Source organism: Rhodococcus sp. DT1 (genome assembly GCF_049844875.1).
Taxonomy (GTDB): domain Bacteria; phylum Actinomycetota; class Actinomycetes; order Mycobacteriales; family Mycobacteriaceae; genus Rhodococcus.
On sequence record NZ_JBNCLW010000007.1, the window covers coordinates 69498 to 92723 of the forward strand.

Annotated in this window: 19 protein-coding genes; 5 read left to right on the forward strand and 14 right to left on the reverse strand. The window is 68.0% G+C overall.

Going from position 1 to position 23226, the window contains the following annotated elements; genetic code table 11:
* The first annotated feature begins 18 nt into the window (after nucleotides 1-18).
* The 4 genes from ACLQ3J_RS17905 (at nucleotide 19) to ACLQ3J_RS17920 (ending at nucleotide 3004) form a co-directional block, all read left to right on the forward strand.
* A complete protein-coding gene (locus ACLQ3J_RS17905; RefSeq protein WP_425904058.1) occupies nucleotides 19-1263 on the forward strand; it encodes an MFS transporter in 1245 nt (414 codons plus the stop codon).
* A gap of 3 nt (nucleotides 1264-1266) precedes the next feature.
* Nucleotides 1267-1632, forward strand: coding sequence for an ArsR/SmtB family transcription factor (locus ACLQ3J_RS17910; RefSeq protein WP_169620036.1), 366 nt, complete (start codon nucleotides 1267-1269; stop codon nucleotides 1630-1632).
* Nucleotides 1633-1688: 56 nt separating this feature from the next.
* Nucleotides 1689-2180, forward strand: coding sequence for a nitroreductase family deazaflavin-dependent oxidoreductase (locus ACLQ3J_RS17915; protein WP_425904059.1), 492 nt, complete (start codon nucleotides 1689-1691; stop codon nucleotides 2178-2180).
* A 317-nt stretch (nucleotides 2181-2497) separates the two neighbouring features.
* On the forward strand, nucleotides 2498-3004 hold the full coding sequence (locus ACLQ3J_RS17920; protein ID WP_425904060.1) for a hypothetical protein: 507 nt from the start codon (nucleotides 2498-2500) through the stop codon (nucleotides 3002-3004).
* Nucleotides 3005-3089: 85 nt separating this feature from the next.
* Here the strand turns inward: ACLQ3J_RS17920 and ACLQ3J_RS17925 are convergent, their stop codons facing one another.
* Together ACLQ3J_RS17925 and ACLQ3J_RS17930 are read right to left on the reverse strand one after the other, a co-directional pair.
* On the reverse strand, nucleotides 3090-4301 hold the full coding sequence (locus ACLQ3J_RS17925) for an NAD(P)/FAD-dependent oxidoreductase (RefSeq protein ID WP_422424421.1): 1212 nt from the start codon (nucleotides 4299-4301) through the stop codon (nucleotides 3090-3092).
* Between the two features lie 103 nt (nucleotides 4302-4404).
* A complete protein-coding gene (locus ACLQ3J_RS17930; RefSeq protein ID WP_169652906.1) occupies nucleotides 4405-5322 on the reverse strand; it encodes an RNA polymerase sigma-70 factor in 918 nt (305 codons plus the stop codon).
* Between the two features lie 341 nt (nucleotides 5323-5663).
* On the opposite strand from ACLQ3J_RS17930, the gene ACLQ3J_RS17935 reads away from it, so the two are divergent.
* Nucleotides 5664-7706 (forward strand): heavy metal translocating P-type ATPase, encoded by a 2043-nt coding sequence (locus ACLQ3J_RS17935; RefSeq protein ID WP_296549722.1) that lies wholly within the window; start codon nucleotides 5664-5666, stop codon nucleotides 7704-7706.
* A 43-nt stretch (nucleotides 7707-7749) separates the two neighbouring features.
* On the opposite strand, the gene nuoN is transcribed toward ACLQ3J_RS17935, so the two are convergent.
* The 12 genes from nuoN to ACLQ3J_RS17995 are packed head-to-tail and all read right to left on the reverse strand — an operon-like array spanning nucleotide 7750 to nucleotide 23187.
* Nucleotides 7750-9351, reverse strand: a complete 1602-nt coding sequence (nuoN, locus tag ACLQ3J_RS17940) for an NADH-quinone oxidoreductase subunit NuoN (protein ID WP_296549721.1) — start codon at nucleotides 9349-9351, stop codon at nucleotides 7750-7752.
* Nucleotides 9351-11066, reverse strand: a complete 1716-nt coding sequence (locus tag ACLQ3J_RS17945; RefSeq protein WP_425904062.1) for an NADH-quinone oxidoreductase subunit M — start codon at nucleotides 11064-11066, stop codon at nucleotides 9351-9353. Before ACLQ3J_RS17945 ends, nuoN begins: the two co-directional genes overlap by 1 nt.
* A 16-nt stretch (nucleotides 11067-11082) precedes the next feature.
* Nucleotides 11083-12975 carry an NADH-quinone oxidoreductase subunit L gene (nuoL, locus tag ACLQ3J_RS17950; protein ID WP_296549701.1) on the reverse strand — a complete coding sequence of 631 codons (1893 nt, stop codon included), beginning with the start codon at nucleotides 12973-12975 and terminating at the stop codon, nucleotides 11083-11085.
* Nucleotides 12976-13035: 60 nt separating this feature from the next.
* Nucleotides 13036-13335 (reverse strand): NADH-quinone oxidoreductase subunit NuoK, encoded by a 300-nt coding sequence (gene nuoK, locus ACLQ3J_RS17955; protein ID WP_169620041.1) that lies wholly within the window; start codon nucleotides 13333-13335, stop codon nucleotides 13036-13038.
* Nucleotides 13332-14153 carry an NADH-quinone oxidoreductase subunit J gene (locus ACLQ3J_RS17960; RefSeq protein WP_169620042.1) on the reverse strand — a complete coding sequence of 274 codons (822 nt, stop codon included), beginning with the start codon at nucleotides 14151-14153 and terminating at the stop codon, nucleotides 13332-13334. The genes nuoK and ACLQ3J_RS17960 overlap by 4 nt, the downstream gene beginning before the upstream one ends.
* Complete coding sequence (gene nuoI, locus ACLQ3J_RS17965) at nucleotides 14153-14701, reverse strand: NADH-quinone oxidoreductase subunit NuoI (RefSeq protein WP_296549699.1); 549 nt, start codon at nucleotides 14699-14701, stop codon at nucleotides 14153-14155. The genes ACLQ3J_RS17960 and nuoI overlap by 1 nt, the downstream gene beginning before the upstream one ends.
* Nucleotides 14694-16010, reverse strand: coding sequence for an NADH-quinone oxidoreductase subunit NuoH (gene nuoH / locus ACLQ3J_RS17970; RefSeq protein ID WP_425904064.1), 1317 nt, complete (start codon nucleotides 16008-16010; stop codon nucleotides 14694-14696). Before nuoH ends, nuoI begins: the two co-directional genes overlap by 8 nt.
* Nucleotides 16007-18457 (reverse strand): NADH-quinone oxidoreductase subunit G, encoded by a 2451-nt coding sequence (locus tag ACLQ3J_RS17975; RefSeq protein WP_425904065.1) that lies wholly within the window; start codon nucleotides 18455-18457, stop codon nucleotides 16007-16009. The genes nuoH and ACLQ3J_RS17975 overlap by 4 nt, the downstream gene beginning before the upstream one ends.
* Nucleotides 18454-20595 carry an NADH-quinone oxidoreductase subunit NuoF gene (nuoF, locus tag ACLQ3J_RS17980; RefSeq protein ID WP_425904067.1) on the reverse strand — a complete coding sequence of 714 codons (2142 nt, stop codon included), beginning with the start codon at nucleotides 20593-20595 and terminating at the stop codon, nucleotides 18454-18456. Before nuoF ends, ACLQ3J_RS17975 begins: the two co-directional genes overlap by 4 nt.
* Entirely contained in the window at nucleotides 20592-21917 is a 1326-nt protein-coding gene (gene nuoD, locus ACLQ3J_RS17985) for an NADH dehydrogenase (quinone) subunit D (RefSeq protein WP_425904068.1), read from the reverse strand. The genes nuoF and nuoD overlap by 4 nt, the downstream gene beginning before the upstream one ends.
* Nucleotides 21917-22636: an NADH-quinone oxidoreductase subunit C gene (locus tag ACLQ3J_RS17990; protein ID WP_422424412.1), complete on the reverse strand. Its 720-nt coding sequence runs from the start codon at nucleotides 22634-22636 to the stop codon at nucleotides 21917-21919. The genes nuoD and ACLQ3J_RS17990 overlap by 1 nt, the downstream gene beginning before the upstream one ends.
* The gene (locus ACLQ3J_RS17995; RefSeq protein WP_169620049.1) at nucleotides 22633-23187 is read right to left on the reverse strand and encodes a NuoB/complex I 20 kDa subunit family protein; all 555 of its coding nucleotides are present in this window, start codon (nucleotides 23185-23187) and stop codon (nucleotides 22633-22635) included. Before ACLQ3J_RS17995 ends, ACLQ3J_RS17990 begins: the two co-directional genes overlap by 4 nt.
* Nucleotides 23188-23226 lie beyond the last annotated feature (39 nt).

The window sequence follows — 23226 nt, forward strand, 5'->3', positions numbered from 1 at the left end:
GGTTCAGGAGGTAGCCGGGTGCTCGCGACCCTGCGGAACCGCACGTTCCGCCGATTGTTCGCCGCGCAGGTGGTCGCGCTCGTCGGCACCGGCCTGCTGACCGTCGCGCTCGGTCTGCTCGCATACGACCTGGCCGGCACCCAGGCCGGCGCGGTATTGGGCACGGCACTGGCGATCAAGATGGTCGCGTACGTGGTGATCGCACCGGTGATCTCGGCCCTGACCGATCACGTGCCGCGGCGGGCGCTCCTGGTGGGTGCGGATGTGGTGCGTGCGGTGATCGCACTGGCGTTGCCGTTCGTCGATCAGCCGTGGCAGATCTACGTGCTGATCTTCGTGTTGCAGTCGGCGTCGGCGACGTTCACACCCGCGTTCCAGTCGGTGATCCCGTCGGTGCTCGTCGACGAGGACGACTACACCCGGGGGCTTTCCCTCTCGCGGCTGGCCTACGACCTCGAGTCGCTGCTGAGCCCGATACTCGCAGCGGCGCTGCTGTCGGTGGTGACCTACAACTATCTGTTCCTCGGTACCGTTGCCGGGTTCGCCGCCTCTGCGCTGCTGGTGGTCTCCACGACTCTGCCGATGATCGCGCCCGCCGATCGTTCGGTCCCGCTGGTGCAGCGGGTCACCCTCGGCGCGCGGGTGATGTTCTCCCGGCCGCGGCTGAGGGGCCTTCTCGCACTGAACCTGTCGGTCGCGGCAGCGACCGGGCTGGTCCTGGTCAACACCGTCGTCTACGTCCGCGAACTCCTCGGCGGCTCGAACACCGGGGTTGCGATTGCACTCGGTATCTACGGAGGCGGGTCGATGCTGGTGGCATTGACGCTGCCCCGCCTGCTCGCCCGGATCCCGGACCGGCGGGTGATGCTCACGGGCGCGGCCCTCCTGCCGATCGGACTGACGGCGACGGTCGCGCTGCTTGTCGCCGACGGGGGCCGCGGCGCCGGGTGGGCGTTGCTCGCAGGGACCTGGCTGGTCATGGGCATGGGTACGTCGTTGATCAACACGCCGTCGGCGCGGCTGCTGCGGTTCGAATCCGAGCCGGAGAACCGGGGTGCGGTGTTCACCGCGCAGTTCTCGCTCTCGCACGCCTGCTTCTTCTTCACCTACACGATCGCGGGCTGGGTCGGGGCCACCGTAAGCCAGCCGATAGCGGCAATCACCCTCGCCGTTCTCGCTACACTCGCAGGACTCGTTGCTGCCCGGGCATGGCCGGCGCGCACCGAACCGATCACCGAGCCGGTGCCGGCAGGAAGGGCGTGAGCGATGAAGCCGGGAATCGAAGCGCCGCAACGGTCCGCGAGCCTGAGCCACCCGGTCGCGCCGGACCAGGAGCGGCTCGACGCAGCAACTTCTACATTCCGGATGCTCGCCGACCCGACCCGCTTCCATATTCTCTGGCTGCTCACGCACGGCGAAGCCGACGTCACCGCTCTGACCGATGCGTGCAGGGGCTCCCGCACCGCAGTCAGTCAACACCTGGCCAAACTGCGCTTCACCGGCCTCGTCGACACCCGCAAGGAAGGCCGGCGCGTGATCTACCGCATCCGTGACGGGCACCTCGCCCGCCTGGTCCGCGAAGGCATGAACCACGCCGACCATGTCGTCACCGGCGAACCCCCACACGAATAGACCCACCTACACTCCCCGGCGGGCTGTGCGCGGCTCGAAAGCGCAGGAGGCACACCATGAATGCAGACCGGCGCGACCCGTCCGCTCCCGACGGGCAACCACGGAAGATCCGGACCTACAGCCGGGGTCGCGCGCATCGCCTCGAGAACACTGTCATGAGTGCGCTGGTACGCGCCGGCGTCGTGCCCCACACCCACCTGCTGACCACCCGGGGCCGGCACACGGGCCGACCTCGCACCAACCCGGTGACGGTCGTCCGGCACGACGGCCGGCGCTGGCTGGTCGCGCCGTACGGCGCGGTTCCCTGGGTTCACAACGCCCGCGCCGCGGGCCACGTCCGTCTGACGCGCAGGTTCCGCAGCCACGACTATTCCGTGCGGGAAATCTCGGCACACGAGGCCGGACCCGTCCTGAAGCACTATGTCGCCGTCGCCTCAGCTACCCGGGATTACTTCGACGCCGAGAAGAACGCGCCCGCGGAAGATTTCGAAGCCGAAGCACACCTGCATCCGGCTTTCGAACTGGGTCCGCCGGAACCGCCGGAGTAGCGCACGTCTCGGTGTGCTCGCCACCGGGCATGGCACGCATCGCGGCAGTCCCGCTCACGGGAGCGGGCCCGGATTCTGTCGGAGGTCCCGTCTAGGGTTGCGCCGTATCGGAGATTGCCTCGCACCTCACCGACACGGAACGGACTCCCACCATGACGCCGCCGGTCATTCCCCCCGCACCCCGAGCTTGTTCCGGCGCTGCCCCCGCACGCCCGGCGCGAGCGCCGGGCGACGGGCTGCCGCGCGGCGCATCTACATGCACTGCGGCCGCCCCCGCCCGCCGGACCCTGATTCCGTTCGGCCGCGACAGTGCGGGCATGCCGGTGTCCTGGGATCTGTCGGCCGGGCGCAATCTCCTCATCGCGCGCGACGAGCGACTCGCCCCGCCCAGCGTCGCCCTCGACCTGGCGGCCATGAACGCCCTGTCGTGTGGCACGCACGACGTGGTCGTGCTCGATCCGCACCGTCGGCACGGCTGGCTGACGGGGCTCGATGCCCGGCAGTCCGCTGCGTGCCTTTCCGCCGTGACACCCGCACAGATGTCCCGGGTGGTCACCGAGCTCGCAGCCGGCGTGGTGGTGCGGCCTCGCCTGTTGCTCGTGGCCGACCTCGCAGCCACGGTCGCGGCGCTGGGCGCCCAATCCCGTGTCGCGCTCACCGACCTGGCGGTCACGGCACGCGAGCGTCAACTGACGGTGGTGGCGACCACCGCGGACACCGATCCCCGATGGTTTCCCGAGCACCTGATCGACGCGTTCGACGACATCGTCGCGCCGCAGGTGGGCGCCGGGCGGTACCGCGAGCCGCGACTGTGGATGCGCTGACTCCCCTGCCCGGGCCGTGCCATGGCACCCCGGGCCCTCACCGTCGTCCGGTCACGCAACGCGCCGCGCGCCGGCGACCCTTTTGTCAGCGCGTGTCGGAGAACGGAGCGCTGTCCTCGGTGGCAGCGTGAGCAGGGTCAGCGGTACGCGCCTGGGTATCGGAGGGATGCCGGCCGCCTCCCGGCAAGGCAACGGTGCCCGGACGTAGTGCCTCCACGCGAAGGCCCGCCATGGCGGCTTTCAGCCCGAGATCCTTGATCGACAGGGCAATCCGGCCGGCAAATGCTCGATCCTTCGGGGTGTCGTCCCGCTCGTGGAACTGGACGACGCCCGAGCGTCGTCCCAGGCTGATACCGATGCCGTTGAATCCGAGGTCGAGCGTCGCGGGTTCCTCGCCCGCGATACGGCTGAGAACCGTATCGGCCGCGGTGAGTCCCATCGGAAGTGCAGACTGGCATGCCATCCGCACCGGGTCGCCCGAGGGGGCTGCGCAATCTCCTGCGGCGATCACACGATCGTCGTCGATGCTCGTCAGTGTCTCGTCGGTGAGGATCCGGCCGAGCGTATCCGTGCGGAACCCGCTCGCGCGGGCGAGTTGGGGAACCCCGAATCCGGCGGTCCAGACGGTGACCGCGCTGGGCAGAACCGTACCGTCCCCGAGCGCCAACTCATCCGGGCCGACCCGGACCACACGTGCATTCTCGTGGACCTCGACGTGCAGGTTCGACAGACGTTCGTGCGTGGCGCGGCGTGCTCTCCCGGTCAGCACCGGGCCGATGACACCGCTGCACACGAGACGGACCCGACGGCCTTGCTCGGCGAGTTCCCCGGCTGTTTCGAGACCGGTGAGCCCTGCGCCGACCACCGTGATCACCGCCTCGGCGTCGAGCGTGTTCAGGGCGTGCCGAAGGCGCTCTGCGTGCTCGAATTCCGCTACCGGGTAGGCGAATTCTTCGACCCCCGGCACGGTGGCCCGCCGTGTCGCGGTGCTCCCCACGGCGTAGATCAGGTAGTCGTACCCGACGGAGTCGTCGGTGGCGAGATGAACTGTCCGCGTGCGGGATTCGATGCGTGTCACGGTATCGACCAGCAGTTCTGTTCCTTTCCCCAGGAGTGTGCGGTAGTCGCCGGAAGCATGATGGTTTCCGACTGCGAACTGATGGAGCCGGGTCCGTTCGACGAAGTGCGGCCGAGGATTGATCACGGTGACCGCCGCCTTCCGGCTCATGCGACCGGCTGCGGCAGCTCCGGCGTATCCGCCGCCGATCACGACGACGCGGGGGCGTGGCTGAGACATGATTTCTCCGATCCCTACGTGGCTCTGTGTCGAGCCCTCGTCATCGAAGACAAGACAGGATCGGTGTGTGTGACACGGTTGCAGAGAATCGGGCCCGGCGGGTTCACGGTCGTTGCAGGTCGCGGAGCTGCTGCGCGAGCGCGCGTACGTCCGCGACCCGCCCGAGGTGCACGAGTTTGTCCGGGTTGATCACGACCCGGACTGCGCCGATCTTTCCGTCGGCGATGTCGAAAGACATGACCTGCACGATGGCACCGCTGTTGTCGCGCACGATCACACCTGGATGCCGGTTGATGTTTCGAGGCTCGAGCACCATGCCGATCTGCGCCATGGGCGCCACATACGAGGCGAGCAAACGCATGACCTTGTCGTCGCCGACGACAACCCTCCGCACCGCCGGCGCGTTGCCGCCGCTGTCGGCCACAAGGTGCACGTCGGCGGCCAGCAGGTCGCGCATGCCGTCGACGTCACCGTCCTGAAACGCCGTGAGAAATCGCGCGGTGAGCTGTTCGTGGGCATGCGGATCGGCATCGAATCGTGCCGCGCCGCGGTCGACGTGACGGCGTGCTCGCACCGCAAGCTGCCTGCACGCCGCCTCCGATCGGTCGACGATGTCGGCGATCTCGGCAAAACCGAATCCGAATGCTTCACGTAACACGAAGACGGCGCGCTCGAGGGGGGTCAGGCGCTCGAGCAGGACGAGCGCCGCCATCGACACCGATTCCGTCAGCTCTGCCGAGCGCTGCGGATCGTCGTAGGGCTCGTCGAGTATCGGCTCCGGAAGCCACTCCCCCACATACTGTTCGCGGCGCGCGCGGGCCGATTCGAGCACGTTGATCGACACCCTCGTGACGACCGTGGACAGGAACGCTCGAGGCGACTCCGGCAGTGTTCCGGATGCGTCGTATCGCACCCAGGTTTCCTGGACGGCGTCCTCGGCCTCCGCGACGCTCCCGAGGATGCGGTAGGCGATGGCGAAGAGCAGTGGACGCAGGTCTTCGAACTCCTCGACGGCAGTCACCTCTGCCCCTCCCGTAGATCCGTGTGTTCGATGACAGCACCCCACCCGGGGTCGGTGCAACGACCCGCAGCCGACGGAGTCGCCCAACCCGTCCCGAGGTCGGCGCTCCGGGCGCACAATCGATCGGAGCGCCCGTGCACATCCGCCGGGACTTTCGGTGGCGGTCCGCGCGGCGGCAGATCGATCCGCAGGTCGGGAGGAGACTCATGTCGCATCCGGAACCCGGTCACTCTCATCCGGACTCGGCCACGGCCACGCACGCCGAGCACGTCACCCACGGCGAGCATCCGGCCCACGCGGAACAGGGCGGTCACACCGGACACGCCGACCACGGCGGGCATATGGGACATGCCGGTCACGCCGCGATGTTCCGCCGCCGATTCTGGATCAGCCTCGTCCTGTCTGTGCCCGTGGTCGCATTCAGCCACATGGTCGCCGACCTGCTCGGCTACCACCTGCCGGATTTCCCGGGCGCCTCGTGGATTCCGCCCGTTCTGGGCACGGTGATCTTCTTCTACGGGGGTATGCCCTTCCTCACCGGGGGCTGGGCCGAACTGCGCTCCCGCCGGCCGGGAATGATGCTGCTGATCGCCATGGCGATCACCGTCGCGTTCGTCGCATCGTGGGTCACCACGCTCGGAATCGGTGGGTTCGAACTGGACTTCTGGTGGGAACTGGCCCTGCTGATCGTGATCATGCTGCTGGGGCACTGGCTGGAGATGCGCGCCCTGGGATCGGCGTCCGGAGCCCTCGAAGCGTTGGCGGCGATGCTCCCGGACACCGCGGAGAAGATCACCGACGAGGGGACCCGCGAAGTCCCCCTCACCGAGTTGTCCACCGGCGATCTGGTGCTGGTGCGCGCCGGAGCCCGCGTGCCCGCCGACGGCACCGTCGTCGAGGGGCGTGCAGAGGTCGACGAGTCGATGATCACCGGCGAATCCAAGACTGTCGCCCGAAGCGCCGGCGACACGGTGGTCGCGGGTACCGTCACCACCGACAGCGCCCTGCGATTGCGGGTCACCGCGGTCGGCGACGACACCGCACTGGCCGGTATCCAGCGTCTGGTTGCCGACGCCCAGGCCTCCTCTTCCCGTGCCCAAGCGCTCGCGGACAAGGCTGCTGCGTTCCTGTTCTACTTCGCTGCCGGCGCGGGCGTGCTGACGTTCCTGATCTGGTCGCTGCTGGGGAACTTCGACGAGGCCGTGGTCCGCACCGTCACCGTTCTCGTCATCGCCTGTCCTCATGCTCTGGGTCTTGCCATTCCACTCGTGATCGCCATTTCCACCACGCGGGCCGCGCAGGCCGGGGTGCTGGTCAAGGACCGGCTCGCGCTGGAACGCATGCGCACCGTCGATGTGGTTCTGTTCGACAAGACCGGCACGCTGACCGAAGGCCGCCCGCGCGTCACGGGGGTCGCCGCCACGGCGGACACCGGTGACGCGTACCTGCTCGCCCTGGCCGCCGCAGTCGAAGCGGACAGTGAACATCCCGTGGCCCGTGCGATCGTGGCTGCGGCCGACGACCGGGTCGCCGCGCCCGACCGTCTGGGCGCCACGGATTTCCGTTCCTTGCCGGGGCGCGGGGTGCGCGCGCTCGTCGACGGCACGGAAGTGATCGTCGGTGGCCCGGCGATGCTCTCGGACCTGCGGTTGTCGGTGCCCGACGACGTCGCCGGAGTCACCCGTGGCTGGGTCCGGCGCGGCGCAGCGGTCCTGCACGTCGTGCTCGCAGGCCGCGTGCTCGGCGCCGTGGCGCTCGAAGATGCGGTCCGCGACGAATCCCGGCAGGCGATCGACGCTCTGCACGCCCGCGGAATCGATGTCGCGATGATCACGGGCGACGCCCGGCAGGTCGCGGAAGCCGTGGCCGCAGACCTCGGCATCGACGAGGTGTTCGCCGAGGTATTGCCCGAGAACAAGGACGCCGAGGTCGCCGAACTACAGCAGCGCGGCCGCACCGTCGCGATGGTCGGCGACGGCGTCAACGACGCACCCGCTCTGGCGCGCGCCGACGTCGGCGTCGCCATCGGCGCCGGCACCGACGTGGCCATCGAATCCGCCGGGGTGGTCCTCGCGGCCGACGACCCCCGGGCGGTGCTGTCGATCATCGAACTCTCCCACGCCAGTTACCGGAAGATGTGGCAGAACCTGGTCTGGGCGGCCGGCTACAACGTCGTCGCCGTGCCGCTCGCCGCCGGGGTACTGGCCTTCGCCGGGATCGCAATCTCACCCGCGGTCGCCGCCATCCTGATGTCGATCTCCACCATCGTGGTGGCCCTCAACGCCCAGTTGCTGCGCCGCCTCGACCTGGACCCTGTGCACCTCGCTCGCACCGGCACACCGGTGTCGCATCACCTGTCGTCGGAGCGCGTGCACCGGCTCTGATCGTCGGGCTCACGACCCGCCGCAGGGGTGATCGTTCGGACCGCTATTGCAGGAATCCGACGGCTTGCTCCGCAAGGGAGAGCACCGGGGAAGGCATGATGCCCAGCAGAACGGTGATGACCGCCGCGAACGCCACCACCGCACCTGTGGACGTGCTCGTCGCCGCGAACTCCGGTGGCGACTCGGGTGGATCGTTGAAGAACATCAGCACGATAACCTTGACGTAGAAGTACGCGGCGATGGCACTGGCCAGTACACCGACGATCACCAACGGGACCGCGCCGCCCGCGACCGCAGCACCGAACACGGCGAACTTCGCGATGAACCCGCTGGTGAGCGGGATACCTGCGAGCGAGAGCAGGAACAACGCGAACACCGCGCCGAGGGCGGGATACCTCCTGCCCAGACCGGCCCACCGGGACAGATCCCACGCCTCGCCGTCCGGGTCGCGGACCAGGCTGACCACCGCGAACACGCCGACGGCACCCACGGCGTAGACGAACAGATAGAACAGGGTGGCCGCCACCCCGACCGCGTTCGAGGCCACGACGCCGGTGAGCACGAATCCCGTATGGCTGATGGCCGAGTACGCGAGCATGCGCTTGACGTCGGTTTGGGTCACCGCCAGCACCGCCCCGACGAGCATCGTCGCGATGGCGACGGCCCAGAGGATGGGACGCCAGTCGTCGCTCAGGCCCGGCACCGCGACGTACAGCACTCGCATGAGGGCACCGAATGCGGCGATCTTCGTCGCGGCGGCCATGAAGGCGGTGATCGGTGTGGGCGCTCCCTGATAGACGTCCGGGGTCCACGAATGGAACGGCACCGCACCGATTTTGAACAGCAACCCGACCGACAGCAGGCCGACGCCGATCAGCGCGACCGTCTCGTCTCCGATTCCCGCGGTGACCGCGTAGGCGATCCCGGGCAGTTGCACCGTGCCCGCGTAGCCGTACAGGAGGGCGATTCCGTAGACGAAGAACGCCGACGAGAACGCCCCGAGCAGAAAGTATTTCAGTGCCGCTTCCTGCGAGAGCAGCCGACGCCGGCGGGCGAGTCCGCACAGCAGGTACAGCGGCAACGACAGGACCTCGAGCGCGACGAACATGGTGAGCAGGTCGCCCGACGCGGGAAAGAGCAGCATGCCGCCGATCGCGAACAGTGCCAGGGGAAACACCTCGGTACGGGTGATTCCCGCCGCGGTCGCCTCACGCTCGGCGACACTGCCGGGCAGCGCGGCGGCTTGGGGTGCGAATGCGTCGGTGCGCCGGGGCGCTCCCCCGCCGTCGGGTTCCGGGAGAGGCGCGGTCTCGACGCCGCGTTCCGCGACGAGCCCGATCGACAGCACCGACACCACCAGGATCGAGCCCTGCAGGAAGAGCGTGACGCCGTCGATCACGACTGCCCCGCCCACCGTCCACCCTCGGGTGCCGATCAGCAGCACGACCGCTACGAGTGCGGCGATCAGTGCACCGAGACTCAGTACGACGTGCGTGACGTATCGCGCCCGGGACGGAACGAAGGCCTCGACGAGCACTCCGAGGACCGCAGCCGCGAATACGAACAGCATCGGCGCGAGCATGCCGTAGTCGATGTCGGGCGCCGGCAACGACTGTGCGAGCGCGGCTCCGCTGTCGGGAAGTATCACTCGTGGGCCCCTTCCTCGGTGCCGTCACCCGAGCCGTGCTCGGCTACGGGACTGTCCGACGGAACGGTCGGCTCGGGTTGGTCCAGGTCGATGGAGATCAGCGTGGCGTCGACCGCGGGTGTGATCACGTCGAGTACCGGCTGGGGGTAGAGACCGAGGAACAGCAGTACAGCGATGAGCGGTGCCACCACGGCGATTTCGCGCGGCACCAGGTCGGTGACGCGGGTGCCGTGCGGTGCGGCGTCACCGGACGTGTCGCCGCGGACCGGGCCACCCATCATGCGCTGGTACAGCCACAGGATGTAGAGGGCGGAGAGGACCAGCGCCACGGTCGCGATCACGGCGGCGGCCTGGTAGCGGGGATACGTGCCGACGAAGACGAGGAACTCGCTCACGAACGGTGCCAGACCGGGAAGCGAGAGCGTCGCCAGGCCCGCGACCAGGAACGTGCCGGCCAGGACGGGAGCCACCTTCTGCACCCCGCCGTAGGCGGCGATCGCACGGGAACCTCTGCGCGAGACCAGGAATCCCGCGATGAGGAACAATGCTGCGGTCGAGACGCCATGGTTGACCATGTACAGCGTCGACCCGGTCTGGCCTTGCGCTGTCATCGCGAAGATGCCGAGCACGATGAAACCGAAGTGCGAGATGGAGGTGTAGGCGATCAGCCGCATCACGTCCGTCTGGCCGATCGCGAGCATCGCGCCGTAGACGATTCCCACGACCGCCAGCGTGACCACCACGGGCGCGAAATACACCGACGCTTCCGGAAACAATTGCAGGCAGTACCGCAGCATGCCGAAGGTGCCGACCTTGTCGACCACCGCCATCATGAGCACCGCGGCCGCCGGGGTGGCCTGCACCGCCGCGTCGGGAAGCCATCCGTGCAGAGGCCACAGCGGCGCCTTGACCGCGAAAGCAACCATGAAACCGAGGAACAGGAAGTTGAGTACGACCGGTGCGACACCGAGGTCCCCGGCCGCTGCGGCCTCGGTGATCACCCGGATGTCGAAGGTGCCGAACCCGGGGTCGCTGCCCAGTCCCGCCCGCGCGGTCACCACGTAGAGGCCGACCACGGCGGCGAGCATGACGAGACCACCGAGCAGGTTGTAGAGCAGGAATTTCACGGCGGCGCGCGACCGGGTACCACGGTCGCTGCCCCGGCCTCCGAAACCCGCGATGAGGAAGTACATCGGGATGAGCATGGCCTCGAAGAACACGTAGAACAGCAGCACGTCCAGTGCCGTGAACGAGACCAGCACCATCGATTCGACGAGCAGTATCAGCGCGACATAGGTGTGCGCGGAGCGGGGCCGTGACCGTTCTGCGCGGTCGCCGGACTCACGAGCGTGGGCATCCCGTTCGTCGGCGTCCCGTTCGTCGGAGTCACGGCCGTCGTTCCACCCCGCCATCATGAGCAGTGGCACCAGGGCTGCTGTGAGCAGGACGAGCACGAGGGCGATGCCGTCGATGCCGAGCCGGTATCCGGAACCGAAAGACGGTATCCACGGCTGTGATTCGACGAACTGGAAACGGTCACCGGACGGATCGAAGCCGGCAGCCAGCCCGATACCGACGAGCAGGACCGCGACAGCCACCCCGAGCCCGAGCATCCTCGCCCCGGCGGCCATCCGGGCAGGCAGAGAAAAGACGAGCACTGCGCCGATCAGCGGGAGGACCCACAGGATCGTCAGCCAGGGCACGGTGGTCACGAGCGCTTCACCCCCATCACAGTCTCACCAGCATCAGGGCGCCGACGACGATCGTCGCGCCCGCGAACATGTAGAGGGCGTACGACCGGACGAACCCGGTCTGAAGACGACGCAACCGGCGGGACACACCACCGACGACGGCGGCCGTTCCGTCGATCGTGCCGTCGATTCCGCGGCTTTCGACCTCACCGAGCGCACTCACCGCCACCTGCCCGGGTCGCATGAAGACCTCTTCGTTCACGGTGTCGCCGTAGAGGTCCCGGCGGGCGGCAGTCGTGAACGACGACACGTCGACCGGGGCGGATTCCGGCACCGGCCGCGTCGCGTACTGCCGGTACGCCACGGCGACTCCGATCGCGACCACAGCGAGAGTGAGCGTCGTGACCAGCCACACCGGCAACCCGCCGCCGTGCGGTGCGACCCCCACCACCGGTTCGAGCCAGTGCTCGAGCGCCCCGCCGGCGACCAGCGCACCGCCCGCGGCCACCGATCCGATCGCAAGCACGATCATCGGCCACGTCATGATCCGCGGTGCTTCGTGCGGTTCGACGGGTTCCTCCCACCGCCGTTCTCCGAAGAACGTCATGATCATGACGCGGCTCATGTAGAACGCGGTCAGCCCCGCGCCGAGCAGCGCCGCACTCCCCAGTACGGCTCCCCCCACACCGCCCTCGGCGAAGGCGACCTCGATGATCTTGTCCTTGGAGAAGAACCCGGAGAACGGCGGAACCCCGATGATCGCGAGGTATCCGAGTCCGAACGTGGCGAAGGTGATGGGCATGACCGTCCGCAGCCCGCCGAATCGTCGCATGTCGGTCTCGTCGTTCATCGCGTGCATCACCGAGCCTGCGCCGAGGAACAACCCCGCCTTGAAGAATCCGTGGGTGAGCAGATGCAGGATCGCGAAGACGCATCCGGCGGGTCCCAGCCCGGCGGCGAGCACCATGTATCCGATCTGGCTCATCGTGGACGCGGCGAGCGCTTTCTTGATGTCGTCCTTCGCGCAGCCGATGATCGCGCCGAACAACAACGTGGCAGCGCCGACGATCACCACGGCGAGCCGCGCGGCGGGCGCGGCCTCGAAGACCGTGTTCGCCCGGACGATGAGATAGACGCCGGCGGTGACCATCGTCGCCGCGTGGATGAGCGCCGAGACGGGAGTCGGGCCTTCCATCGCGTCGCCGAGCCACGATTGCAGCGGCAGCTGTGCCGATTTCGCGCATGCGGCGAGCAGCAGCATCAAGCCCAGCGCGGTGACGATCCCCTCGCTCGCGTCCGGTACGGCAGCGAACACCGTGTCGTAGTCCAGGGAGCCGAAGGTGGCGAACATGATCATGAGCGCGACGAGCAGTCCCATGTCTCCCACGCGGTTGACCACGAACGCCTTCTTCGCGGCCGTCGCCGCGGAGGGCTTGTGCTGCCAGAAACCGATCAGCAGGTACGACGCGAGACCCACGCCCTCCCAGCCGAGGTACAGGACGAGGAAGTTGTCGGCGAGAACGAGCACCAGCATCGCCGCGAGGAACAGGTTGAGGTACGCGAAGAACTTCCGCCGGGCGGCGTCGTGAGCCATGTATCCGACCGAGTAGAGGTGGATCAGCGCCCCCACCCCGGTGATCAGCAGCACGAAACACACCGACAGCTGGTCGATCCGGAGCCCGAAGTCGACCTGCAGCCCGCCGACGGACACCCACTCGAACAGGGTCTGCCCGGTGCTGCGTGCGTCGGCGTCCGTGCCGAGCATCTGCGCGAACACCACCGCGCCGAGCACGAACGACACGAGTGCGGTGCCGCAGCCGAGCAGGTGACCCCACCTGTCGCTGCGGTGCCCCGCGAGTAGTAGTACCGCTGCCCCGAACAGTGGGATCGCGGGGATCAACCAGAGTGCCGACGAGGGGAACGAGTTCATGTCCTGTGTCCTCTCGGCGCGTCGTGGTTCGTCACTCTCACCGTCCTTTGGGGGCGACCGTCAGTATTTGAGAAGATCCGCGTTGTCCACCGAGGCGGAGCGACGAGTCCGGAAGATGGTGACGATGATCGCGAGTCCCACCACCACTTCGGCTGCAGCGACCACCATCGTGAAGAAGGCGAAGACCTGACCGTGCAGGTTGCCGTGCATTCTCGCGAACGTGACGAAGGCGAGATTCGCAGCGTTCAGCATGAGTTCGATGCACATGAAGACGACGATCGCGTTGCGCCGCAACAGCACTCCGGAGGCGCCGATCGTGAACAGCAATGCCGACAGGTAGAGATAGTTCTCCGGATTCACGGCCGTTCCCCCTCGTCACGGTCAGGCCGGGCCTCCCCTTGCTCCGCGGGGCCCGGGATGCCGAGATCGGCAGGCCCCCAGCCGCGCCCGATCCGCCGCAACAGCGGACCGACGGAACTGTCCGCGAACGAACCGTCGGGAAGCATCGCCGGAACGTCGGCGGCGTTGTGCCGGGCATAGACGCCCGGTCCGGGCAGCGGAGTCACCCGGCCGCCGTTGCGGAACCGTTCCTCGGAGAGTTCACGCTGGGTGCGCCGCGGCCCGAGCCGTTCCCGGTGCGCGAGCACCATCGCGCCGATGGTCGCGGTGATCAGCAGAGCGCCGGTGAGTTCGAAGGCCCAGACGTAGTCCAGGAACAGCAGTACCGAGAGTTCTTCGACATTTCCGGCTGCGTCGGCGGAGTCGAAGCCGACAAAGCCCGTCACCGCCGCGTTTCCGAGTCCGCCGATCAGCAGCACCCCGAAGCCGATTCCCACCGCGATGGCGAGAACGCGCTGTGCGCGCAGTGTCTCGACCAGCGAGTCCGACGAGTCGATGCCCACGAGCATGAGCACGAACAGGAACAACATCATGACGGCACCGGTGTACACGACCACCTGCACGACACCGAGGAACAACGCTCCCTGGGCGATGTAGAACACGGCGAGCACCACCATGGTCATCGCGAGGAAGATCGCCGAATAGACGGCCTTCGCCGCGCCGACGACGCCGAGTGCACCGATCACCGCGACGGTCGCGAGAATCCAGAACTGCACCCCTTCCCCGGTAGAGGTGCGGGTGAGTTCCTGGGCGAGCAGCATTGTTCCCGGCGCACCCATCACGGTTGCCCTTCCGTCGGAGCCGACGCATCGCTATCGTCCACCGGCGGGACGGTGCCGCGGTAGTAGTCCTCGTCCGTGGCGCCCGGCGACATGGGATGCGGCGCCGGCTGCATTCCGTCCTGGAGCGGCGCGAGAAGGCGATCCTTGTCGTAGATCAGATCGGTGCGGTTGTCGTCGACCATCTCGTAGTCGTTGGTCATCGTCAGGGCGCGGGTGGGGCACGCCTCGATGCACAGTCCGCAGCCGATACAGCGCAGGTAGTTGATCTGGTAGACGCGTCCGTATCGCTCACCCGGCGAATACCGTTCGCTCTCGGTGTTGTCCGCTCCCTCGACGTAGATGGCGTCGGCCGGGCACGCCCACGCGCAGAGTTCGCACCCGATGCACTTCTCGAGTCCGTCCGCGTACCGATTGAGCTGGTGGCGACCGTGGTAACGCTCGGCGGTCGGATTCTTTTCTTCCGGATAGAACTCGGTGTTGGGCTTTTTGAACATGGTCGAAAAGGTCACGCCGAAACCGGCGAGCGGGCCGAGGAATTCAGACATTGCTCTCCTCCTGGGTTGTGGCCGGCGCACTCGCGGGCAGTTGCCCGGGCAAGGGAGGCACCGGGTATCCGCCCATCGTGGGGTCGTGCCGGACGGGCGGCCCGGCTGTGCCGGTGCCGGGGTCGTTTCGGGGGTCGGCCGCACGACGCCAGCGGTACCCGAGGTACCAGAACGACACCGCCGAGACGACGATGCCCGCGACGACGAGCGATGCGGTGCCGGGCAGGCGTCCTTCGCCGGCGAGAAGAACGATGACGGCGACCACCATCACCCACACCACGGCGATCGGGATGAGCACCTTCCATCCCAGTGCCATGAACTGGTCGTATCGCAGGCGGGGCAGCGTGGCCCGGAGCCACACGAACACGAACAGCACCAGCCAGATCTTCACGACGAACCACAGCAGCGGCCACCATCCGGTGTTCGCTCCGTCCCAGATGCTCAGCGGCCACGGCGCGCGCCAGCCACCGAGGAACAGCGTGGTGGCCAGCCCCGAGACGGTGATCATGTTGACGTACTCGGCGAGCATGAACATCGCGAACCGGAGCGAGGAGTATTCGGTGTGGAACCCGCCGACGAGTTCGCCCTCGGCTTCGGGAAGGTCGAACGGCGCCCGGTTCGTCTCACCGACCATCGACACGCAGTAGATGAGGAATGCGGGCAACAGCAGCAGAGCGAACCAGATCCCCGTCTGCTCGGCGACGATCCCCGACGTCGACATGGTGCCGGCGAGCAGGAAGACGGCGGCGAAACACAGTCCCATCGCGATCTCGTACGAAATGACCTGCGCCGTCGAACGCAATCCGCCCAGCAGCGGGTACGTCGATCCCGACGCCCATCCGGCGAGCACGATCCCGTACACACCGATCGAGGTGACGGCGAGGATGTAGAGCACGGCGACGGGAAGGTCGGTCAGCTGCAGCGGCGTGCGTTCTCCGAACACGGACACCACGGGACCGAACGGGATGACCGCGAAGGCCATGAGCGCGGGGGCGGTCGCGAGCACGGGCGCAAGCAGGTAGAGGGGTTTGTCCACCCCGCTCGGGGTGATGCCTTCCTTGAGACCGAGTTTGATGCCGTCCGCGACGGTTTGCAGCAGTCCCTTCGGTCCGACCCGGTCCGGTCCGACCCGCATCTGCATCCATGCCATGACCTTGCGTTCCGCGAGGATCAGCACGAGCGTGGTGAGCACCAGGAACGCGAAGACCAGCAGGGCTTTGACGATCACGAGCCACCAGGGGTCGATCCCGAACATCGACAGGTCGACCTCCCGCGCTGTGGGCACGGACCGGTCGGCGGAGATGATCATTGCGGTACCTCCGTATCCGGAAGCGCGGCACGGATACCCACCACGTCACCGGCCGTCGCGGCGAGGTGTTCGTGGACGCCCGCACCGGGCGAGGCCGTCGGGAGCCAGACCACCCGCTCGGGGAGCGCGTCGATCACGAGCGGCAATGTGATCTCACCGCGTTCGGTGAACACCGTGATCGATTCGCCGTCGCGGGCACCGATCTCGGCGGCCGTCGGCTCCGACAGCCGCACGACCGGTACCCGCGCGGTCCCGGCGAGATTCGGCTCGCCGTCCTGGAGCCGTCCCGCGTCGAGCAGCATCCGCCAGGTGGCCAGAACCGCTTCGCCCGGTCCGGGGCGTTCGCGTTCGGTGGGGACGACGTCGGGAAGCGGTGCGTCCGGTGCCGGACGGTCACCCACACGGCCGAGTTCGGTTCGCGCCGAGGCGGTGTCGGACGCACCGAGATCGATGTCCATGGCGTCGGCGATCGCGTGCAGTACACGCTGGTCGGGCATCGAGTCGGCCTCGCGCAGTGCGATTCCGAAGGGTCGTGCCCTGCCCTCCCAGTCGACGAACGTGCCGGACTTTTCGGCCACGGACGCGACGGGAAATACGACATCGGCACGGTCGGTGACCTCACTGCGGCGCATTTCGAGACTGACGACGAACGGCGCGGCGACGAGCGCCGCCCGCGCCGCGTCCGGGTCGGGCAGATCGGCGATCTCCACCCCGGCGACGACCAGAGCGCCGAGATCGCCCGCTGCCGTGGCCTCGAGCATCGCGGCGGTGTCGCGGCCGGGAACGTCCGGAAGATCTTCCGCCGAAGGCAGATTCCATGCCGTCGCGACCTCGCGCCGCGCGTCGGCGTCGGTGACGGCACGGCCACCGGGAAGCAACGCCGGGAACGCGCCCGCATCGAGTGCGCCGCGTTCCCCGGCGCGCCGCGGGATCCACGCCAGGCGCGCACCCGTGGCGTCGGCGAGTCGGGCGGCGGCGGTGAGTCCGCCCGGGGCACCGGCAAGACGCTCCCCTACGAGAACGAGTGCTCCGTCGCGGCGCAGGAGGTCGGTGTCGACATCCTGCCGGTCACCCGAGCGCAGCGCGTCGAGCAGTTCCGCCTCGGTGCCGGGGACGCAGCCGAGCACGCGGGCCTGCATTTTCTTCGCGCCCGCACCGGCATACGGCGCGACGGTCCAGACCGCGGTGCGCCCGGCCCGGACGGCTTTGCGCAACCGGAGGAACACGATGGGCGATTCCTCTTCGGGTTCGACACCGACCAGAAGCACGACCGGCGCGTTCTCGAGGTCGCGATAGGTGACACCGATGCCGCGTCCCGCGACGCGGGTGGCGAGGAACCGGGTCTCCTCCGCGGAGTGGACCCGGGACCGGAAGTCGATGTCGTTGGTCCGGAGCGCGACGCGGGCGAATTTCGCGTACGTGTAGGCGTCCTCCCGGGTGAGCCGCCCGCCGGCCAGTACCCCGGCCTTGCCCCGGGCGGCTTTCAGGCCGCGCGCCGCGACCGCCAGTGCCATGGGCCAGGAGGCGGGGACGAGTTCACCCGACTCGTCGCGGACGAGCGGACCGGTGAGCCGGTCGGGCAGCGTGGCGTACGCGAACGCCCACCGGCCCTTGTCGCAGTTCCACTCCTCGTTGACCTCCGGATCGTCGCCGGCGAGTCGCCGGAGTACCACGCCGCGACGATGGTCGGTGCGCTGTGCGCATCCGCTGGCGCAGTGTTCGCACACGCTCGGGCTGGACACGAGATCGAACGGCCTCGCCCGGAACCGGTAGGCGGCGCCGGTGAGCGCTCCGACAGGACAGATCTGCACGGTATTTCCCGAGAAGTACGATTCGAACGGTTCTTCGGTGTAGATGCCGACCTGTTGCCGTGCCCCACGCTCGAGCATGTCGACGAAGGGATCGCCGGCGATCTGGTCCGAGAAGCGGGTGCAGCGCGCGCACAGGACGCAGCGTTCCCGGTCGAGCAGCACCTGCGACGAGATCGCGATCGGTTTGGGGTAGGTGCGCTTTTCTTCGATGTACCGAGATTCGGCGCGACCGTTGCTCAATGCCTGGTTCTGCAACGGGCATTCACCACCCTTGTCGCACACCGGGCAGTCGAGCGGATGGTTGATGAGCAGCAACTCCATGACACCGCGCTGCGCTTTGTCCGCCACCGGCGAGGTGGCCTGGCTCCGGACGACCATGCCGTCGGTCACCACGGTGGTGCACGAGGCGAGCGGTTTGCGCTGCCCTTCGACGTCCACCAGGCACTGCCGGCACGCTCCGACCGGGTCGAGCAACGGGTGGTCGCAGAAGCGAGGGATCTGCACGCCGACGAGTTCGGCCGCGCGGATCACCAATGTTCCCTTGGGAACGCGGATTTCGATGTCGTCGATGGTGACGGTGACCTGATCGTCCGCCGGGGCGGCGCCGACCGGGTCCGTTCCTGGAGCTGAACTCATGAAGTCTCCTCGCGTACTGCGCCGGCGGCGAGTGTGGCGCTGTGCGGATCGAAGGGGCAGCAGCCCTGTTCGACGTGCGCGCGGTACTCGTCGCGGAAGTATCCGATCGACGAGGTGATCGGACTCGTCGCGCCGTCGCCGAGTGCGCAGAACGCCCGGCCCAGGATGTTGTCGGAGATGTCGAGCAAGGTGGCGAGGTCCTCTTCGGTGCCCCGGCCCGCCTCGAGCCGCTCGAGGATCTGCACGAGCCACCACGTGCCTTCGCGGCACGGGGTGCACTTCCCGCACGACTCGTGGGCGTAGAACTCGCTCCAGCGCAACACCGTCCGGACCACGCACGTCGTGTCGTCGAAGATCTGCAGGGCGCGTGTCCCGAGCATCGACCCTGCGGCGCCGACACTTTCGTAGTCGAGCGGTGTGTCGAGATGCTCGGCGGTGAAGATCGGTGTGGACGATCCGCCCGGAGTCCAGAACTTCAGCTCGTGACCGGAACGGACACCGCCCGCGTACTCGAGCAGTTCGCGCAGCGTGATCCCGAGCGGAGCCTCGTACTGACCCGGGGTCGTGACGTGCCCGGACAAGGAGAACAGGGCGAAGCCCGGAGACTTCTCGGTGCCCATCGACCGATACCACTCGACTCCGTTGCGGATGATCGGCGGCACGTTGGCGATGGATTCGACGTTGTTGACCACGGTGGGGCACGCGTACAGACCCGCGACCGCCGGGAACGGCGGCCGCAGTCGCGGCTGCCCGCGGCGACCTTCGAGCGAGTCGAGCAGCGCGGTTTCCTCACCGCAGATGTAGGCGCCGGCGCCGGCGTGCACGACGAGATCGAGGTCGTATCCGGAGCCGAGGATGTCGTTGCCGAGGTACCCGGCGGCGTACGCGTCGGCGACAGCGGCCTGCAACCGCCGCAGTACCGGAACGGCCTCACCGCGGAGGTACACGAACGCGTGCCGCGCGCGGATCGCGTAGGCCGCGATGATCGCTCCTTCGAGGAGGGCGTGTGGAGTGGCGAACAGGAGCGGGATGTCCTTGCAGGTTCCGGGCTCGGATTCGTCGGCGTTGACGACGAGGTAGTGGGGCTTGTCGTCACCCTGCGGAATGAACGACCATTTGGTGCCGGTGGAGAACCCCGCGCCCCCACGCCCGCGCAGGCCCGCGTCCTTGACCGCCGACACCACGGCGTCGGGTTCCATGCCGAGGGCGATCGGCAACGCCTCGTAACCGTGCTGACGGCGGTACGCGTCGAGTGTCCACGCCTCGTCGTCGCCCCAGGACCGCGTGAGCACGGGCGTCAGAGCCGTCCCCACGTTCCCGAGATCGCTGTCGGCGCGGGCATCACCGTCGCGTGGCGCCGGCGGGGCGGCCATACCGCGATCGCGAGCGACGCGCAGACCGGCCAGCGAGGCGCCACCTGCGGTGCCGCCGGCTTCGAGCGCGCCGTCGCGTTCGTCGGGGAATCCGGCGAGCAACCGGGAGGTGTCGCGGAACGTCGTGAGCGCGGCGCCGCGGGTGGGCTGAGGCGGCCGCCCCGCACGGAGGTCGCCGACGAGGTCGACCGCGGACTCCACGGACGCGTTGTCGAACAGTTCCCAGTTGACGGTCATCGCGGGGGCGAAATCGCAGGCGGCGTTGCATTCGATGTGCTCGAGCGTGACCGCACCGTCCTCGGTGGTCTCGCCGTTGGCGACGCCGAGATGATCCCGCACCGCTTCGAAGATCTCGTCACCGCCCATGACCGCGCAGAGCGCGTTCGTGCACACTCCGACGTGATAGGTGCCGGTGGGCTTGCGCCGGTACATGGTGTAGAAAGTGGCAACCGCAGCGACCTCCGCGCCGGACAATCCCAGCTGCCGGGCGCAGAATTCGAGTCCTGCGGGCGTGATGTAGCTGTCCTCGGCCTGGACGAGGTGCAGCAGCGGAAGCAGGGCGGAGCGGCCGTGGGGGTAGCGGCCGATGATCTCGGCGGCATCCTTCTCGAGCCGGGCGAGCACGTCGTCGGGATAGCTCCGGCGTGCACCGGGGCGCACGATCGCGGCGTCTTCCTCCGGTCGCGGCCCGAGCGGAAGGAAGACCGGTTCCTGCCCTCCGGTGGGAACGGGTGTGTCTCCCTTGTGGACGTATTCGGTGCTCATCGGTCCACCCCACCCATCACCGGATCGATGCTCGCGAGCGAGGCGATCACGTCGGACACCATGCCGCCCTCACACATCGCGGCCACCGCCTGGAGGTTCGTGAACGACGGGTCGCGGTAGTGCACCCGGTAGGGCCGTGTGCCGCCGTCGCTGACCATGTGGACCCCCAATTCGCCGCGAGGCGACTCGACCGAGACGTACACCTGGCCCGCGGGCACCCGCAGTCCTTCGGTGACGAGCTTGAAATGGTGGATCAGTCCCTCCATGGACGTGCCCATGATCCGGCGGATGTGCTCGAAGGAATTGCCGAGACCGTCGCTGCCGCGGGTGAGTTGCGACGGCCACGCGATCTTCCTGTCCTCCACCATCACCGGGCCCGGGCGCAGCCGGTCGAGGCACTGTTCGACGATCTTCAGCGACTCCTTCATTTCACCGATCCGGATCCGGTACCTGCCGTAACAGTCGCTGCCGGTGTCGGTGACCACGTCGAATTCGTAGTTCTCGTATCCGCAGTACGGCTGCGCCTTGCGCAGGTCGTGCGGCAGTCCGGTCGACCGCAGGATCGGCCCGGTGACCCCCAGCGCCATGCACCCGGTCAGGTCGAGGTAGCCGATACCCCGGGTGCGCGAGATGAAGATCGGGTTGTCGTCGAGAAGCATTTCCATGTCGCGGATCCTCGAGGGCAGGATCGCCAGCAGATCGCGAATCTTCGGGACCGCGTCGGAGGGGAGGTCCTGGACCAGCCCGCCCGGCCGGATGTACGCGTGGTTCATCCGAAGTCCGGTGATGGTTTCGAAGACGTCGAGGATCAGTTCGCGCTCGCGGAAGCCGAACAGCATCGGCGTGGTGGCGCCGAGTTCCATGCCTCCGGTCGCGAGGGCGACCATGTGCGAGGAAATCCGATTGAGTTCCATGAGCATCACCCGGATGACGTCGGCCCGCTCGGGCACGAGGTGGGTGATGTCGAGCAGTTTCTCCACGCCGAGGCAGTACGCAGCCTCGTTGAAGAACGGCGCGAGATAGTCCATGCGGGTGACGAACGTGACGCCCTGCGTCCAGTTGCGGTATTCGACGTTCTTCTCGATACCGGTGTGCAGATAGCCGATACTGCATCGCGCTTCGGTGATGGTTTCGCCGTCGATCTCGAGGACGAGCCGAAGGACGCCGTGCGTGGACGGGTGCTGCGGGCCCATGTTGACCACGATGTGGTCTTCGCCCGCCGCCGCGGCGGCCGTGACGACCTCGTCCCAGTCCTGGCCGGATGCGGTGAGGATGGTGGTGTCGTCACGCGCGCCGCCGGACGTGGCTGCTGTGTCGCTCATCAGCTGTATGCCCTCCGTTCGTCCGGAGGCGCGATGGTGGCGCCCTTGTACTCCACGGGGATCCCGCCGAGCGGGTAGTCCTTGCGCTGGGGATGCCCGGACCAGTCGTCGGGCATCTCGATCCGGGTCAGCGCGGGGTGACCGTCGAACCTGATCCCGAAGAAGTCGTACGTTTCACGCTCGTGCCAGTCGTTGGTCGGATAGATGGCGTAGAGCGACGGGATGTGCGGATCGGACTCGGGCGCAGTGACTTCGAGTCGCACGCGCCGGTTGTGTGTGATGGACATGAGGGCGTACACCGCGTGGAGTTCGCGGCCGGTCTCCTCCGGATAGTGCACCCCGCTGACTCCCAGGCACAGTTCGAACCGCAACGCGGCGTCGTTGCGCAGGGCGAGGGCGACGTGCGGCAGATGCTCTCGGCGGACATGGATCGTCATTTCGTCGCGGAAGACGACGATCTTCTCGACCGCGTCGGCGAATTCCTCCCCCGCGGTGGGCGCGAGCGCATCGTCGAGGGCGTCGGCCACGTCGTCGAAATAGCCGCCGTAGGGCCGGGGCGAACTGCCGGGCAGGGTGATCCTCCGTACGAGGCGCCCGTACCCGGAGGTGTCGCCGCTGTCGCGGGCACCGAACATGCCGCGCCGGACATCGATCTGCTCCCTGCCGGTCTCGGGGCCGATCTGTTCCCGGCCGGCCTCAGTGGGGTGTTCGCCCGTCATCGCCGAGGCACCGTCAACTCGATGAGCGGGCGTGCCGAGAGTGCGGCCTCCTCGGCTGCGCGCACAGCGTCGGCGCGGTTGGCACCGAGGGGCATGTGCGCGATCTTCTCGTGCAGCGCCAGAATCGCGTGGATCAGCATTTCCGGGCGCGGGGGGCACCCGGGTAGGTAGATATCGACCGGCACCACATGGTCGACGCCCTGGACGATGGCGTAATTGTTGAACATGCCGCCCGACGATGCGCACACCCCCATGGAGAGCACCCATTTGGGCTCGACCATCTGGTCGTAGACCTGGCGCAGCGCCGGCGCCATCTTCTGGCTCACCCGGCCGGCGACGATCATGACGTCGGCCTGCCGGGGGGACGCCCGGAAGGCTTCCATCCCGAATCGTGCGAGGTCGTAGCGGCCTCCCGCGGTGGACATCATTTCGATCGCGCAGCACGCGAGGCCGAAGGACGCCGGCCACAGCGAACCCTTGCGTGCGAATCCTGCGAGGGTTTCGACCGTGCTCAGCAGAAATCCGCTCGGCACCTTCTCCTCGAGACCCATGTTCGACTCCTACCACTTGCGTCGTTGGTGTGGATCACT

Bases quoted from the DNA above. Each gene is read 5' to 3' on its own strand.
- ACLQ3J_RS17910 (WP_169620036.1), top strand. From the start codon at position 1,267: ATGAAGCCGGGAATCGAAGCGCCGCAACGGTCCGCGAGCCTGAGCCAC.
- ACLQ3J_RS17915 (WP_425904059.1), top strand. From the start codon at position 1,689: ATGAATGCAGACCGGCGCGACCCGTCCGCTCCCGACGGGCAACCACGG.
- ACLQ3J_RS17920 (WP_425904060.1), top strand. From the start codon at position 2,498: ATGCCGGTGTCCTGGGATCTGTCGGCCGGGCGCAATCTCCTCATCGCG.
- ACLQ3J_RS17925 (WP_422424421.1), bottom strand. From the start codon at position 4,301: ATGTCTCAGCCACGCCCCCGCGTCGTCGTGATCGGCGGCGGATACGCC.
- ACLQ3J_RS17935 (WP_296549722.1), top strand. From the start codon at position 5,664: ATGGGACATGCCGGTCACGCCGCGATGTTCCGCCGCCGATTCTGGATC.
- nuoL (WP_296549701.1), bottom strand. From the start codon at position 12,975: ATGAACTCGTTCCCCTCGTCGGCACTCTGGTTGATCCCCGCGATCCCA.
- ACLQ3J_RS17960 (WP_169620042.1), bottom strand. From the start codon at position 14,153: ATGGGTGCGCCGGGAACAATGCTGCTCGCCCAGGAACTCACCCGCACC.
- nuoI (WP_296549699.1), bottom strand. From the start codon at position 14,701: ATGTCTGAATTCCTCGGCCCGCTCGCCGGTTTCGGCGTGACCTTTTCG.
- nuoH (WP_425904064.1), bottom strand. From the start codon at position 16,010: ATGATCATCTCCGCCGACCGGTCCGTGCCCACAGCGCGGGAGGTCGAC.
- ACLQ3J_RS17975 (WP_425904065.1), bottom strand. From the start codon at position 18,457: ATGAGTTCAGCTCCAGGAACGGACCCGGTCGGCGCCGCCCCGGCGGAC.
- nuoF (WP_425904067.1), bottom strand. From the start codon at position 20,595: ATGAGCACCGAATACGTCCACAAGGGAGACACACCCGTTCCCACCGGA.
- nuoD (WP_425904068.1), bottom strand. From the start codon at position 21,917: ATGAGCGACACAGCAGCCACGTCCGGCGGCGCGCGTGACGACACCACC.
- ACLQ3J_RS17990 (WP_422424412.1), bottom strand. From the start codon at position 22,636: ATGACGGGCGAACACCCCACTGAGGCCGGCCGGGAACAGATCGGCCCC.
- ACLQ3J_RS17995 (WP_169620049.1), bottom strand. From the start codon at position 23,187: ATGGGTCTCGAGGAGAAGGTGCCGAGCGGATTTCTGCTGAGCACGGTC.